This window comes from Aerococcus kribbianus (genome assembly GCF_026805545.1).
Taxonomy (GTDB): Bacteria; Bacillota; Bacilli; order Lactobacillales; family Aerococcaceae; genus Aerococcus; species Aerococcus kribbianus.
Genome location: NZ_JAPRFR010000002.1, coordinates 20059 through 35663, shown reverse-complemented (window position 1 = coordinate 35663; position 15605 = coordinate 20059). Strand labels below are relative to the sequence as shown.

The 15605-nt window shown below is 39.9% G+C and carries 13 protein-coding genes and 1 riboswitch; all 13 genes read left to right on the top strand.

Going from position 1 to position 15605, the window contains the following annotated elements:
- Positions 1-41: 41 nt before the first annotated feature.
- The 13 genes from OW157_RS05155 (at position 42) to OW157_RS05095 (ending at position 15594) form a co-directional block, all read left to right on the top strand.
- Complete coding sequence (locus tag OW157_RS05155) at positions 42-3440, top strand: DNA polymerase III subunit alpha (protein ID WP_268752288.1); 3399 nt, start codon at positions 42-44, stop codon at positions 3438-3440.
- 101 nt (positions 3441-3541) lie between these two features.
- Positions 3542-4510 carry a 6-phosphofructokinase gene (gene pfkA / locus OW157_RS05150; RefSeq protein ID WP_268752287.1) on the top strand — a complete coding sequence of 323 codons (969 nt, stop codon included), beginning with the start codon at positions 3542-3544 and terminating at the stop codon, positions 4508-4510.
- A 23-nt stretch (positions 4511-4533) separates the two neighbouring features.
- Positions 4534-6297 carry a pyruvate kinase gene (gene pyk, locus OW157_RS05145; RefSeq protein WP_268752286.1) on the top strand — a complete coding sequence of 588 codons (1764 nt, stop codon included), beginning with the start codon at positions 4534-4536 and terminating at the stop codon, positions 6295-6297.
- A 94-nt stretch (positions 6298-6391) separates the two neighbouring features.
- A complete protein-coding gene (locus OW157_RS05140) occupies positions 6392-7270 on the top strand; it encodes a CvfB family protein (RefSeq protein WP_268752285.1) in 879 nt (292 codons plus the stop codon).
- Positions 7271-7276: 6 nt separating this feature from the next.
- Entirely contained in the window at positions 7277-8179 is a 903-nt protein-coding gene (xerD, locus tag OW157_RS05135) for a site-specific tyrosine recombinase XerD (RefSeq protein WP_268752284.1), read from the top strand.
- Positions 8180-8281: 102 nt separating this feature from the next.
- A complete protein-coding gene (locus OW157_RS05130) occupies positions 8282-9553 on the top strand; it encodes a ClC family H(+)/Cl(-) exchange transporter (RefSeq protein WP_268752283.1) in 1272 nt (423 codons plus the stop codon).
- Positions 9554-9679: 126 nt separating this feature from the next.
- Positions 9680-10090 carry a reductase gene (locus tag OW157_RS05125; protein ID WP_268752282.1) on the top strand — a complete coding sequence of 137 codons (411 nt, stop codon included), beginning with the start codon at positions 9680-9682 and terminating at the stop codon, positions 10088-10090.
- A gap of 7 nt (positions 10091-10097) precedes the next feature.
- Complete coding sequence (locus OW157_RS05120; RefSeq protein WP_268752281.1) at positions 10098-10853, top strand: segregation and condensation protein A; 756 nt, start codon at positions 10098-10100, stop codon at positions 10851-10853.
- On the top strand, positions 10831-11394 hold the full coding sequence (gene scpB / locus OW157_RS05115; protein WP_268752280.1) for an SMC-Scp complex subunit ScpB: 564 nt from the start codon (positions 10831-10833) through the stop codon (positions 11392-11394). The genes OW157_RS05120 and scpB overlap by 23 nt, the downstream gene beginning before the upstream one ends.
- Before the next feature lie 13 nt (positions 11395-11407).
- Positions 11408-12130, top strand: coding sequence for a pseudouridine synthase (locus tag OW157_RS05110; protein ID WP_268752279.1), 723 nt, complete (start codon positions 11408-11410; stop codon positions 12128-12130).
- Between the two features lie 58 nt (positions 12131-12188).
- Positions 12189-12306, top strand: a riboswitch (FMN riboswitch).
- A gap of 105 nt (positions 12307-12411) precedes the next feature.
- The gene (locus OW157_RS05105) at positions 12412-13038 is read left to right on the top strand and encodes an ECF transporter S component (protein ID WP_268752278.1); all 627 of its coding nucleotides are present in this window, start codon (positions 12412-12414) and stop codon (positions 13036-13038) included.
- 59 nt (positions 13039-13097) lie between these two features.
- Positions 13098-14120, top strand: a complete 1023-nt coding sequence (locus OW157_RS05100; protein ID WP_268752277.1) for a helix-turn-helix domain-containing protein — start codon at positions 13098-13100, stop codon at positions 14118-14120.
- Complete coding sequence (locus OW157_RS05095; RefSeq protein WP_268752276.1) at positions 14113-15594, top strand: RecQ family ATP-dependent DNA helicase; 1482 nt, start codon at positions 14113-14115, stop codon at positions 15592-15594. The genes OW157_RS05100 and OW157_RS05095 overlap by 8 nt, the downstream gene beginning before the upstream one ends.
- The last annotated feature ends 11 nt before the right edge of the window (positions 15595-15605 follow it).

The following is a 15605-nucleotide window of genomic DNA, read 5'->3' as shown; positions in this document are numbered from 1 at the left end:
TGATTTTTTTAATCGTCTATTATAAGAGAGGAGTTGCTTAAGTGTTTGCCCCCTTACAAGTTAATTCAGCCTATTCATTGTTGGCCAGCCCAATGTCAGTTGCTGACTATGTACAACGCGGCAAAGACTTGGGTTACCGAACTTTGGTTTTAAGTGATCAAAATGTCCTCTATGGTAGCCTTGATTTTTACCGTCGTTGTCAATCAGCGGGCATCCAAGCTGTCATTGGCTTAACAGTTGCCCTAAAAGCTACTGATCACGAGGAAACTGATCGTATCATTCTAATCGCACAAAATTACTCTGGCTACCAGGCTTTGATGCGAATTTCAACGCTATTGAAGACTGCCCCTGACCAACAAACGATTAAAATTGAGAAAGAAATGTTGGCGGCTAAACAAGACCTCTATTTTATCTTAGACCCTAGTCACGGGCCTCATATGCAAGCAATAAAATCAGGTCATTGGGAAAAGGCATTACCTATTGTTAAAGCTTGGCAAGATAAACTACCCAAAGACCGTTTGTTTATTGGACTTAACGCCCAAGCCAACGAATATTATCATTTAGACAAGTTAGAGGCTTTATCTGAACAGAGTCAGCTTGACCTGATTGCTTGTCCTTATGTCGCTTATCTGCACAGTAATGATGCTTTTAGTCAGAGAGTATTAGTAGCCATTGACAGAGGAGAAAAAATAGATATTGAACTTGTACAAAGTTTAAGCCAACAAGCTGGACACCATTATTTAGAAAGTCCTAAAGCTTATTATGAAAAATATCAAGCCATAGGTCAGGAAGCAGCTTATCACAGGGGAGAAAGTTTACTTGAAAGCATTGATTTTCAAATGCCAGAAGCTAAGCAACTCTTACCCAAATATCCTTTGCAGGGACAAAGTGCTCAAGAGAAGCTCAGCCAGCTCGCTCAAGAAGGGCTAAAAAAACGACTAGGTCAAGTAAATAGTGACTATCAAGAACGTTTAGATCATGAATTAGCAGTTATCCATGAGATGGGTTATGATGATTATTTTTTAATTGTTTGGGATGTCATTGCCTATGCCCGTAAAGAAAAGATTATGTTGGGCGCAGGTCGAGGATCAGCACCGGGGTCTTTGGTCGCATACTCCTTAGAGATTACGGGGGTTGACCCTATAGCCAACCAATTGCTGTTTGAGCGATTTTTAAATGCTGAGCGTCAGAATATGCCAGACATCGATTTGGATATACCCGATAATAAACGGCAAAAGATTTTGGATTATGTTTATAAAAAATATGGGGCAGATCATGTCGCTCAAATTGCTACTTTTGGAACCTTTGCTGCCCGTAAGGCGATTCGTGACGTGGGGTCGGTACTTGGCCGTAGTCCACAAAGCCAGTCAGACTGGGCCAATACAGTTCCTACTGACGGAAAAACAGGATTAAGCCAGCATTATCGAGAATCAAAAAGCCTACAACATTTGGTGGCAAGTGATGACTTGGGACAATTATGGTTGGAAACAGCCATAAAGTTGGAAGGCTTGCCTAGGCATGTGTCCACTCATGCGGCTGGCGTTATTATTTCTCAAGAGCCCTTATTAGATCACTTGCCCTTGCAAGCAGGTAGCCATGGCATTTGGAATTCACAATTCACGATGGGTGATGTTGAGGCGCTTGGATTGCTTAAGATGGATTTCTTGAGTTTAATCAACTTGACGATTTTAGATGAAGCTATTACGGTTGCCAGTCGTTTAGCCCATAAAGACTTGGACCCCAGCCAAATTGACCGTCAAGATGACCGTGTTTATTCCTTATTTCGTAAGGCAGATACTCTAGGGATTTTTCAATTTGAGTCAGATGGAATTCGCCAAGTGTTGCGACAAGTTCAACCATCTTCCATGGAAGATTTGGCTGCAGTTAATGCCTTGTTTAGACCTGGACCTATGCAACAGATTAATCATTTTAGCAAACGTAAACATGGACAGGAAAATATTGCTTATCCCCATCCTGATTTGGCCGATATTTTAGCCCCTACATATGGCGTCATGGTCTACCAAGAACAAGTCATGCAGGTAACTCAAAAAATTGCCGGCTTTTCATTGGGAGAGGCTGATTTATTACGCCGAGCCATCTCTAAAAAGAATCAAAAGGCAATGGAAGAAATGCAGCTTGCCTTTATTCAAGGGGCTCAAGACCAAGGATACGATCGTGAAGTGGCCGAATCGATTTACCATTATATAGAAGCTTTTGCTAACTATGGTTTCAATAAATCCCATGCCTTTGCCTATTCTTATTTGGCTTATGCCTTGGCTTGGTTGAAGGTGTATTATCCAGTGGCCTTTTATTATGGTAACTTGGCAGTGATTAACCCTTATGATAGTAAGGGGAAACAACTGATTTTAGAGGCTAAACAGCATGGTATTCAGACCTGTTTGCCCGATGTGAATGCTTCCTATATCGGCTTGACGGTAACGGATAGCCAGCATCTACGTTTGGGTCTATTAAACATTAAGGGCCTACCCAAACAAGTTAGCTATGATATTGTTAACGACCGACAAAGTCAGGGATCGTATAAAGACTTTTTCGATTTTGTTAATCGTTTGCCCCAACAAGCTTTGCGCCCTGATCCTCTGAACCGTTTAGCCATGGCGGGAGCGCTTGACTGCTTTGGTTTTAATCGACGCACACTGGTGGAAGAAGCTATCCCTAAAATGTTGGCCCATATTGACCTTTTCGGTCATAGCCAGAACCAACAGGGTCAGCTGAATTTTCATGGTCAAACCTCCTATGATGATCTTTTTAAACCAGAAATTATTAATAAGGAGGAGTATACTGACCATGAGTTAATGACTGGTGAAATAGGGACTTTGGGGCAAGCCCTGTCTATTAATCCTTATGCAGACTATGACTTCTTCTATCGCCAAGGCTTATTGCGTCCTATTGCTGAAGTTAAAGCTAAGGAGACTGTCGCAGTTATTGGACGTGTCAGCAGTCTAAAGAAAATTCACACCAAAAAAGGTGATCCCATGGCTTTTGCAAATTTAGAAGATGAGAGTGGGGAAATTTCTTTGACACTATTTCCTGATACTTATGTTTCTGAAGCTGGCCGAGTTAGACTTGACCATGATCTCTACTGCCAAGGACGTGTAGAAGAGCGTAAGGGTTACCTACAATTAATTGTTCAACAAACCCAACATTTAAATGATGACTTACTGGAAAAGTTATCTAATAACTATTTGTCAACATGTCATGGAGTTGAGATACAGGTAGCCAATCGCCAAGAAGCTACTGCCAAAAAGGCAGACTTACTTGCCTTGGGAAAAAAACATCCTGGTAAGTTGACTATTCGTTTTACTATGTTAGCGGAGCAAAAAAGCTATAATTTAGGACGGCATTATGATTTAGCCGCTAATACTAGTACGATAAAAGATTTAAAAACAATTTATGGTGCGAATAATGTCAAAGTGTATTAAAAACGTTTACATCTAAGGAAATAGATGAAAACAAAAGACATTTTTAGCAAATAATGCTAAACTTATGGTGAAATGATTAACAATGATGAGGTGAAAGAGACATGGTTAAACGCATTGGAGTTTTGACAAGTGGTGGGGATGCCCCTGGTATGAATGCCGCTATCCGTGCAATTGCTCGTAAAGTAATTTTTGATGGAAATGAGATCTATGGTATTCGTAACGGTTATAAAGGCCTTGCAGAAGGTGAAATTAAACAATTGTCGATTAATGACGTGTCTGATACTTTGAGTAAGGGTGGGACAATGCTTTATACAGCCCGCTACCCAGAATTCAAAGAAAAAGCAGGTCAAGAAAAAGCCATTGCCCAATTAGAACGCTTTGGAATCGATTCTTTGATTGTTATTGGTGGTGACGGTTCCTATCACGGAGCTGAGGCCCTATCTAAAGCTGGCTTCCCAACTGTTGGAATTCCTGGAACCATCGATAATGATATTCCTGGAACCGATTTTACAATTGGTTTCGATACTGCTTGCAATACAGCCTTAGATGCTGTTGACAAGTTACGTGACACTGCCACTTCCCATATGCGGACTTTTATTGTAGAGGTTATGGGTCGTGATGCTGGAGACATTGCCTTATGGACTGGCTTAGGTTCAGGTGCAGAACAAATTATTGTTCCTGAGGCTGAGTTTGATATGGATAAAATTGTTTCTGAAATCGATACCGGTCGTGATCGAGGCAAGAAACATACCATCATTATTTTAGCTGAAGGTGTCATGCGTGGAGCAGAATTCGAAGAAAAATTGAATGCTCGTGGCGATTACCATGCTCGGGTAACAGTTCTAGGCCATGTGCAACGGGGAGGCTCACCATCTGCCCGTGACCGTGTTTTAGCTAGTGTCTTTGGTTACACTGCTGTTGAGTTATTGAACCAAGGAAAATCTGGTGTTTGTGTCGGTATTCAAGGAAAAGATATTGTTTACAATGAATTAACGGACGTCTTAGCTGGTGGATCAAACCATCAATCCTACATGTCCTTATACGATATCAATAAAGAAATTTCATATTAGTAGAAAAAAGGAGACCACTCATTATGCAAAAACGAACTAAGATTGTATGTACTATTGGACCTGCTTCTGAATCCGTTGAGACTCTAGAGCAATTAATTCGCTCAGGAATGAATGTTGCTCGGTTAAACTTCTCTCATGGTGACCATGAAGAACATTTGGCTCGTCTAAAAAATATCCGTCAGGCAGCTGAAAATACTGGCCAACGAGTGGGTATCTTATTAGATACTAAGGGACCTGAAATTCGTACTCATAATATGAAAAACCATGAAGCAGTTTTATTAGAAAAGGGCTCTGAAGTCCGCGTATCAATGACTGAAGTTGAGGGTGACGCTAGCAAGTTCTCCGTAACTTATACTGATTTAATCAATGATGTTGCTGAAGATTCTCATATCTTGATTGATGATGGTTTAGTTGACCTCCGTGTTACTGCTATAGACAAGGCCAATGGTGAAATTGTTACAGTGGTTGAAAATAGTGGTATTATCAAAGATAAAAAAGGCGTTAATGTACCAGGTGTTTCTGTGCAATTACCAGGTATTACTGAAAAAGATGCCAATGATATTCGCTTTGGTTTAGAAAACGATATCGACTATATCGCTGCTTCATTTGTGCGTAAACCTTCTGATGTTTTAGAAATTCGGGAAATTTTGGAAGAAACAGGTAATGAAACTGTTCAAATTATTCCAAAAATTGAAAACCAAGAAGGGGTAGACAATCTAGATGATATCTTGTCTGTTTCTGATGGTTTAATGGTTGCCCGTGGTGACTTAGGGGTAGAAATTCCAACTGAATCTGTCCCAGCTGTACAAAAGGATATGATTCATAAATGTAACCAATTAGGTAAACCGGTTATTACCGCCACACAAATGTTAGATTCTATGCAACGTAACCCACGTCCAACTCGGGCCGAAGCGTCTGACGTTGCGAATGCCATTTATGATGGTACGGATGCCATCATGCTTTCTGGTGAAACAGCGGCAGGTGACTATCCAGTAGAAGCTGTACAAACCATGTACCGGATTGCTCTTTCTACAGAAGCCCAATTAACTGGTCAAGACTCTCTAGTCTTGAAACAAAATTCTAAGCACGACATGGCTGAGGCAATTAGTCAATCTGTGGCCCATACTGCACGCAACTTGAATATTAATACGATTGTTGCTGCTACCGAATCTGGTCATACAGCTAAGATGATTTCTAAATACCGTCCTAACGCAACTATTTTGGCAGCAACTTTCTCTGAAAGCCAAGCCAACAAGCTTGTTTTAGCATGGGGTGTAGAGCCTTATGTTATGGATAAACCAGAATCTACCGATGAAATGATGGCTAAAGCAGCTGAGATAGCGGTTGAATCTGGCTATGCTCAAGTTGGTGATTTAATCTTGATTTCAGCGGGTGTTCCAGTTGGCGAACGTGGTACAACTAATATCATGAAGATCCAATTAATTGGCGAAAAGATTGTTCGTGGTCAAGGAATTGGTCAAAAGTCAGTGATTGGTCATGCAGTATTAGCTGAAGATGCTGCTAGTGCCAAACGTGAGGTATTGGACAACTCAATCTTAGTTGTTAAATCTACTGATGCTGATTATAATGACGCCATTAAGCGGGCAGCAGCTGTAGTTGTTGAACAAGGCGGCTTAACAAGTCATGCAGCAGTGATTGCAGTTGACAGTCAAGTCCCAGTGATTGTTGGTGCTGAAAACGCGACATCACTTATTGAAAATGGACAACTCATCACAGTTGATACTCGCCGTGGTATTGTTTATGACGGTGCAACAACTACAATGTAATCTTTTAAATAAAATCGATACAGAGGCTGGGTATTTGCCCAGCCTTTTTGTTATTATATTAATAAGTCAGTGATAATGATTTTGGAGGTAGAAGATGAACCAACACTTAGGAAGGGTTGTATCAGCCCTGATTATTGATGAGAATCAAAGCCATTATTTTGCCCAATTAGATGGTCTTACTTATCGGGTTGAGAAAGGGGCCAATCGTGAGTCTTTGGGACTAGGGAAGATGGTCCGTGGCTTTGCTTATGAAAACCAAAAAGGGCAAGCCGTAATAAGTGAAAACTTACCAGCTATTAGACAAGGCCGCTATGGACTTGCTACCGTGACTAAGGTAAGAAAAGATTTAGGGGTGTTTGTGGATATTGGCCTCCCTGATAAGGAAATTGTAGTTTCTCTTGATGACTTGCCGAGTGAGACTAGTTTATGGCCTAAAAAAGGCGACCAATTAATGATTAGTCTTAAAGTTGATAAAAAGGACCGTATTTGGGGCCACTTGGCTGACGATGGACTTATCGCCCAGTTAGCTAGTCCATTACCAGCAGGATCACGTAAGTTTCAAAATGAAGAAGTTGAAGGTTTTGTTTACCATGCTAAGTTAGTAGGTAGCTATGTACTAACCAAGGAGTACCATCTTGCCTTTATCCATGAGAGTGAACGTGACATAGAACCTCGTCTCGGTCAAGCAGTTAAGGGACGGGTTATTGGTGTTGGACAAAATGGGAACTTAAATCTGTCCTTGAGACCACGTGCTTTCGAAATGATTTCTGATGATGCTGCCATGATACTCGCCTTATTAGAACGTCAGCCGAATCATTATTTGCCTTACCACGATAAATCAGACCCTGACGATATTCGTGCTTATTTCAATATTTCTAAGGCCCAGTTCAAGCGGGCAGTCGGTAATCTATTAAAAAATAAAAAGATTGATCTAAAAGATCAAGGGATTGCCTTAAAAGAGAGCAAGGAGTAATTTAATATGCAAGATCAAGCTTTAATCGAAGAGTTTCTTGCTATGCTTCAAGTAGAAAAAGCCTTATCGCCCAATACCCTCAAGGCCTATCAACATGATTTGGATCGTTTGCAAAACTATATACAGAAAAACGAAGTAGCTAAGAACCTTAGACAGGTAAAACGAGAAGACATTGTTAGGCAGTTGCAAATAATGCAGGCAGAAGGACTTAAAGCAAGCACTATTTCTCGTTACTTGACTAGTCTGCGTCGCTTTTATCAGTTTCTAAAAAGAGAAGATTTATTGGCTGAAGATCCTATGGCACAGATTTCTATGCCGAAACTTGGGCAATCTTTACCCCAAGTACTAAGTTTAGCGGAAGTGGATCGTTTATTGGCCAGTCCAGATCTCTCGAAAGCAACTGGCTTACGTGATCGTACCATTTTGGAACTTTTGTATGCGACGGGCATGCGAGTGTCCGAATTAGTTAATTTGCAACTTTTTGACCTGCATAGTGACCTAGGCTTTATTGAAACCATGGGAAAAGGCCAGAAGGAACGAATTATTCCTTTAGGCGAAGTTGCCGAAGATTGGTTGACCAAGTATTTAGAAACAGGACGGCCACAATTATGTCGGGAGGATGGTAAGGACCAAAACCGACTATTCTTGAATTTTCATGGTCGGCCCTTGTCTAGGCAAGGAGTCTGGAAAAATTTAAAACATTATGTTCAACTGGCTGCTATTAAAAAAACAGTGAGTCCTCATACTTTGCGACATTCTTTTGCGACACATTTATTAGAGAATGGTGCGGACTTGCGCATTGTTCAAGAACTGTTAGGGCACAGTGATATTTCTACGACGCAAATCTATACTCATATTCATGCCCAACATATGAAGGCAATTTATGATAAAACCCATCCACGTGCTTAGTTGACTGGGAAGAAGTTAAATTTTTGGGTGAGTGGGGAGACCATCATCTTATCGACTCTCCCTGTTAAAAATAATCACAAAGTTTGCAGAAGGGAGCAAGTAGTGAAGGAAAGAAATATTAATATGAAACGTTTAATTGTCGACAGTATATTTGTCGGATTGCTATCTGGATTGGGGTCTGTTGCCTACCGCTTATTTCTAGAAAGTTTAACTGGTTGGCAGCTACGTTTTTTTACTATTGATTCTTGGTGGCAGCTCTTATTCATTTTAGTTGTCATGTGGCTATTAGCTAAATTAGTGGCTTACTTATTGAAATTAGCTCCATATTCAGGGGGATCTGGTATTCCACAGATTCATGCAGAACTAGATGATAAAATTTCTGATCGCCCCTTGCCAACCCTCCTCTCTAAGTTCTTAGGTGGGGGGATTAATAATTTTCTTGGTTTGAGTTTAGGTCGTGAGGGACCATCGATTCAAATTGGCGGGATGGTTGCTAAATTACTGGCTATTGGGGACCACCGTAGTCCTAGTGAGAAAAAATATTTGATTGCTGCTGGTGCTTCAGCTGGTTTATCTGCCGCTTTTAATGCACCTATTGCAGGAACTTTATTTACTGTAGAAGAAATGTATCATTCTTTTGCAGCCCCTATTGTTTTACCGGCTTTGATTGCTTCTGTAGTGGCTAACTTTGTTTCATTTTATTTGATTGGAGTGGAGCCGGCCTTTACTTTTATAGTTGATGCAGCTATTCCTCTTGATCAGTATTATTGGATTATTATTGTCGGGTTAATGGGAGGTTTAGTAGGAAGTTTATTTAATATTGTTTTGGATTATAACCAACGTCTTTTTCAGGGATGGAAGATGAGCACTGATAAACTCTTGTTTTTAGTGTTTATTTTATCCTTACTGGTTAGCCAAAGCTTTCCCTATTTAATGGGAGGAGGCCATGATTTGGTGGAACTCTTAGTCGAAAACGCACCAAGTATTGGCTTGATACTTGTTATTTTAATCGGAAACATGCTTTTTACTACTGCTTCTTATGCCTCTGGGGCCCAAGGAGGGATTTTCCTCCCTGTTCTTCTTATCGGGGCAGCAACCGGTGTTTTGGTTCACCAAGTGGCCTTGGTATTTGCTCCTATAGAACTGCCTCTTGTGAATTTCTTGATTTTGGGTATGGTAGCGGTTTTATGTGCAGTGGTGCGTTCTCCTTTTATGTCAATTCTATTGATTTCAGAAATGACATCTAATCCTAATACCTTGATGCCATTAGCTATTGCTGCAATAATTGCTGCGATGTTGGCGGAATTTTTACAAGTGAAACCAGTTTATACAATGTTATATCTCAAATTAATGGGACAAGAAGAAAAATCTTAGGGTTAAAAGTAATCAAATGACTTTTCTTTGTTTGAGATTATGGTAAAATGACTTAGAAATTGCTATAGGATAGCTTTTATGCTAGTCTAACACTAATGCAAATGACGTTGATAAGGAGGTTTGCCTGTGTTAGTGCCATTTACAAGCAATAATGAGAAGGTTGTTATGGGCCTACTCTCTTATATCGAAGAATTTAAAGATTATGAACTCTTAACAGAAGAAATACAAAAAATTAAAGATGGGAAACGACACCTATATTTGTGGAAAGACGAAGAAACCGATAATATGGTAGGTTTAATTGGCTTTGACCTTGATTCAGATGACGATACAATTGTCATTCGTTATTTAAGTCTAAACCCCTCTTTTCGTGAGGAAGGCTTGTCTTATGACCTACTAACTGGTGTTCGTAATGAATTTCCTACCTTTACAATTACAGGTTCAATTAAAATGGCTCCTTTATTAAATAAATGGGCTCATAAACGTAATATTACTCAAGAATTAGAAGCGCTGAGGGATATTGATTTTGACAAAGAGTAAGGAAAAAATGCCATTAATTGTAGATCTAGCGGCTTTTGAAGGGCCGCTAGATTTACTTTTGCATTTAATTAAAGAGCTAAAAATTGATATTTTTGATATACCCATTGTCCTAGTAACCGAGCAGTATTTAGCTTACCTAGAAGCAATGGAAGTTTTGCAGTTAGATCTAGCTAGTGACTACCTTGTTATGGCAGCTCAACTTATTGAGATTAAAACAAGAACTTTATTGCCAAAACCGCAAAGCCTTGATGAAGAAGAAGTTGAGGATCCCCGTCAGGACTTAGTGCGCCAGCTCTTGGCCTATAAACAAATACAGGAAGCTAGTCACATTTTAGAAGCCAAGCAGGAACAGCGGCAATTAGAATATCCTAAGGAAGCGTCCAATTTGACCGCTTTTCAAGAAAAAATCCCTTTAGCTGAAGATGAGTTAGAAACCAGTGATTTATTTATGGCCTTACAAAAAATGGTAGCCCGTCTTCAAAAAGAAGCACCTATTGAAACCAAGGTAAGTGGAGATGCATATTCTATTCAGGAAGCCATGACTAATATTATGGGGCAGTTTAATCAACAAGAGGAGAAAATGTTGGCTTTTTCAACGGTTTTACGCCAGCATCCGCTTAGTCGTGCGCGTGTGGTAACTTTATTTTTAGCTTTACTGGAATTGGTTAAGGGTAAGTATATTTTTTTACAGCAAGATGCTTTATTTTCAGAGATTAATTTAGTGAGAAATGAGGATAATCATGCATTTAATGAGTCAAATTGAGAGTTTACTGTTTGTTTCGGGAGAGGCAGGGTTAACACTTGACGAGTTAGCTACTTTGTTAGAGACTAAACGTGCAGATTTGGCCTATAATTTGGCGAAATTAAGACGCAACTATGCCTTGGATCCCCAACGTGGCTTGCAGCTAGTTGTCGTTAACCATCGTTATCAGTTGGTGACTAAGGTTGAAAATGCTTCGATTATTCAGGGTTATGCCCAATCCCCCTTTGCCCAGAAACTATCTCAAGCCGCCTTGGAAACTTTAACTATTATTGCCTACAAGCAGCCAGTAACCCGTTTAGCTATTGACGAGATTCGTGGTGTCAATTCTCAGGCCATGATTCAAAAATTAGAGCTTCGAGACTTAGTGATTGTTGTTGGTCGTCAAGACTCCCCAGGCCGTCCTAAATTATATGGAGTCTCTGATTATTTCTACCAGTATTTTGGGATTGATTCACTGGATGAATTACCAAGCCTGGATAGTTTGTTTACCGATGAGTCAGCTGAAATTAATGATTTATTTTCATCAGAGGAAGAGCAATAGAGGAGGGAATAAAGTGGAACGTTTACAAAAAGTTATTGCCCATGCAGGAATCGCCTCACGACGGGACGCAGAAAAAATGATAACGGCTGGTCGGGTTAAGGTGAATGGTCAACTGGTCACTGAATTAGGAACTAAAGTTAGTAATGATGATCGCGTGGAAGTAGATGATGTGCCTATCTATAAAGAGGAACCTGTTTACTTCCTGTTTTATAAACCTACTGGTGTGATTACTGCTGTTTCAGACGATCGTCATCGTCCAGTCGTTACCGATTATTTTCCGGAAGTGGAGCAACGGATTTACCCGATTGGTCGTTTGGATTATAATACTTCTGGTTTACTCCTATTAACAAACGATGGTGAATTTGCGAATCATTTAATGCATCCGCGTTATGAAATCAATAAACGCTATATTGCTAAGGTTAACGGTATCCCTAATAAGTCAGACTTAGCTCAATTACAAAAAGGTGTGGTTATTGATGGTAAGAAGACCGCTCGTGCTAAAGCCCGTCTTCTTGATCATAATGTCAAAAAACAAACAGCTATTGTTGAATTGATTATTCATGAAGGCCGTAACCGCCAAGTTCGTAAGATGTTAGAAACAATCGGCTATCCTGTTGACAAATTAAAACGTGAAGCCTATGCCTTCCTCGAATTAGGCAACATGCAACCAGGTGAATGGCGTCCTCTACTTAAAAAAGAAGTTAATCGTTTATTAAATATTAGCCAAGACAAGTAAAGCGCTTGACTAATTTTATATAAGGGGTATAATGAACAATGTAAGATGAATAAAAATATTAAATCTTCAGGGCAGGGTGAAATTCCCGATCGGCGGTAAAGTCCGCGACTCGCGTCAGCGATTGATCTAGTGTGATTCTAGAACCGACTGTATAGTCAGGATGGAAGAAGATGGATACAGAACAATTTATTTTTTAATCTGCATTCAAACTCTTTTTATCTGAAGATAGAAAGAGTTTTTTCTATCTTCAGTAAAATGTTCTGGAGTAGAAGGAGAAGCTGATGAGTAAAAAAACACAACATCTACTACTTGCTACTGTTATGGGCACTTTATCTTATATATTAATGTACTTTTCGTTTCCGGTGATGCCAGCCCTACCTTTTTTAAAGGTAGACTTTGCTGACATTCCAATAATTTTAGTGGCCATGGTTCAAGGGCCTATCGGTGCATTAATGTCAGCCGTCTTGTCTCGGGGCTTACACTATCTCTTCACAGGTGGAGAGATGGGAATACCTATTGGTGATATAGCTTCATTAATCGCTTCATTGGCCTATGTTTTACCTATTTATTGGATTCTAAAAAAGCCTTTGCAAGGTAAAGCGATGACGCAGAATCTTATCGACCATGAGATTTCATGGGGTCGAAAACTATTGGCCTATCTTTCTGGTACCCTCTCCATGGCCGTTATTATGACTGTCTTAAATTATTTTATTATTACTCCACTCTACATTTACATGATGAACTTCCCAATTGATGACATGCGAGCTTATATTATTTATGGTGTTCTACCTTTTAATCTTCTCAAAGGTGTGATTGTTTCAATATTAGGTCACGTGGTTGTCGTCAAGGTCTTACCTCAATTACTTGCTAAATTTGGTGTGGCCAATTGGCAAGAACATCGGGTATAATGTGTGTAGTAGCATTCAACCCTAGCTTGTGAGATTTTGATTGAGTAAGGATGACAGTAATGAAAATGATTGTGGCCTCATTACAAGAAAAAAGACAGACGGTTTCAGACAACCGTCTTTACCAAGTGTTGGTAGGCAGGCGAACTGCTACCACACTTTTTTTTGCTGTTGAAGCCCAGGTGCAAGCCTTTCATGGCTTATTGCCTCATTTAAGTAAGGAGCAATGGCAAGTCTTTTGCCAGGATAATACTCGCCCTAATTGGGATAAAATTCGTTTGGTAGAAGCCAAAGACTTATGGTTACAAGCTAATAATCAAATCCCTAAAGCGGTGCGAAACCTGTGGTGGGAAAGTTTTGCTTTGTTGCTACAAAGTTTAAGTTATACTCGTCATCAAAACAATAGTTTTATTCCTATTAGCCAGACCCACCAAGCGCAGCATATTGTCAAACTTTATTTTGCCCATTATCGCCAGAAGAATAGGACCATGACTAAAGCTGATATTGCTAAGGCTTGTTTTGAAGAAATTAAACGCTTTGCTAACCAATATCCTCAAGGGCTTAATGATTTGTTTTGGCCCCAATTCTCTGGGGACCAGGTCTTAGGGGCTACCGTTGACCAAGTTGCCCGTCAAGCTAATTATGACAGTAGGGAAGTTGCCTTGATTAGCTCTGCTTACTTTGATACTTTGCTGGCTACTTGTATACAGTCTAATGGGGTTTTGGGAGAATTTTTTCGGTTATTAGTTCAGCATGCCCATCCATGGAACCAAAGCATAGAAATTACTTTTTGTCATTTAAACGAGGGATTGGGCATGGAAGAAATTGCTCGCAAGAGAGGCTTAAAAGTCTCTACTATTAATGATCATTTGCAAGAAATACTCTTGTATTTTCCCCAGGCTTTTAAGCAAGATTTTTGCCAACAATTAGGCCAGGACTTAGAAGCTATGCCCAAAAACTTACCCGAAAGTTATGCAGATTTTCAAGCGCTTTACGGTGTAGATAAGCCTTTTTATCTCTTTCGCTTATGGCAATATTATGATCGGGTTAAACAATTACCTTTAGGAGGTGTGTGGGATGATTAAGTGGGAAGAGCAGTTAAGAACTATGACAGGCTTTCAGAATTTTAAGCCAGGCCAAGAAGACGCGTTAAACAAGCTATCTGCTGGAGAAAATACCTTAGCTATCTTAGCCACTTCAGGTGGAAAATCCTTGATTTATCAGCTGTTTCAGTATCAAGAACCGGGTTTGACAGTCATAGTGTCGCCACTGATTGCCTTGATGCAAGACCAAGTGAGGCAAAGTCAAGCCTTAGGAATCCAAAAAGTGGCCAGCTTAAATAGTCAGCAGGACACTAGGGAAAGGGCTTGGTTACTAAATCGACTGGGAGACTTGCAATTTCTCTTTTTATCTCCTGAGACTCTCTTACAAGATAAAATACTTCGCCGTCTAAAAGAAGTACCTATTCGTTTACTGGTGGTTGATGAAGCCCATTGTATTTCACAGTGGGGCTTTGATTTTCGTCCAGAGTATGCTGATCTTCTTAAGGCTCGCAAGCATTTAGGCCTACCACTTACCTTAGCTCTGTCAGCCACTGCAGACCAGGAGATTATTGCTGATATCCAGCAGTTACTTTTTACAGAGGATGAAAATTTAGCCTTCGTGGCTAGTGATACAAATCGCCCCAATATATTTTATGGGCGTGACTATGTAGAATCTAAGGATAAACTAAGTTACCTAGTAGCCGCCTTGGAAAATCTACCTAAACCAGGAATTGTCTACGTCCATCATAAAGAAGAATTGGAAAAGCTCTTAGGGCAGTTACGACAGCAAACGTCTCTTAATTTAGAATCCTATCATGGTGATCGGTCTGATGCGGATCGACAATTGATTCAAGGACAGTTTTTAGCTGGGCAAGTTGATGTAATTTTGGCGACGTCGGCATTTGGAATGGGAATTAATCAAGACAATGTTCGTTTTGTCATTCATTATCATTTTCCGCAAAGCTTGGAAGAGTTAATTCAAGAAGATGGTCGAGCTGGTCGTGATGGTAAACAAGCTTTGGCTCTTTGGTTGGTTGATAGCCAGGAAATCAGCCGACTCAACCATTTACAACAAATACAGACCCGTAGCTACCAGGAAAACCAACAATTATTAGATGCTTTGTTCCAATTGAAGCAAACACGCACTCAGCAAGCCATTGATACCATGTTAGCTAAACTCCCTGAAAACCAGGCAGCCTTGCTTACTTTTTATCATCGACATTATAGTAATTATCAAGCAGCACTGACTCATTTAACATATAATTATCAACGTAAGCAAGAGAAGTTAGGTCAGGTGGTCTCATTGTTAGAATCTGATGATTGTTTTCGATTACAATTATTAAAGTCTAGCCAAAATCAAGTAAAGGAATATGGCCAAGTACCGTGTTGTTCCAATTGTCAAAAAAACTATAAGGATCAAGACTGGTACCAGACCTATCTAAATATGGGTCGGCAAAATAGTAAAGCTAAGTCTTCTTATGATTGGCAAAAACATTTGCAAGCATTACTGGGGTAAAGTGATTTAAA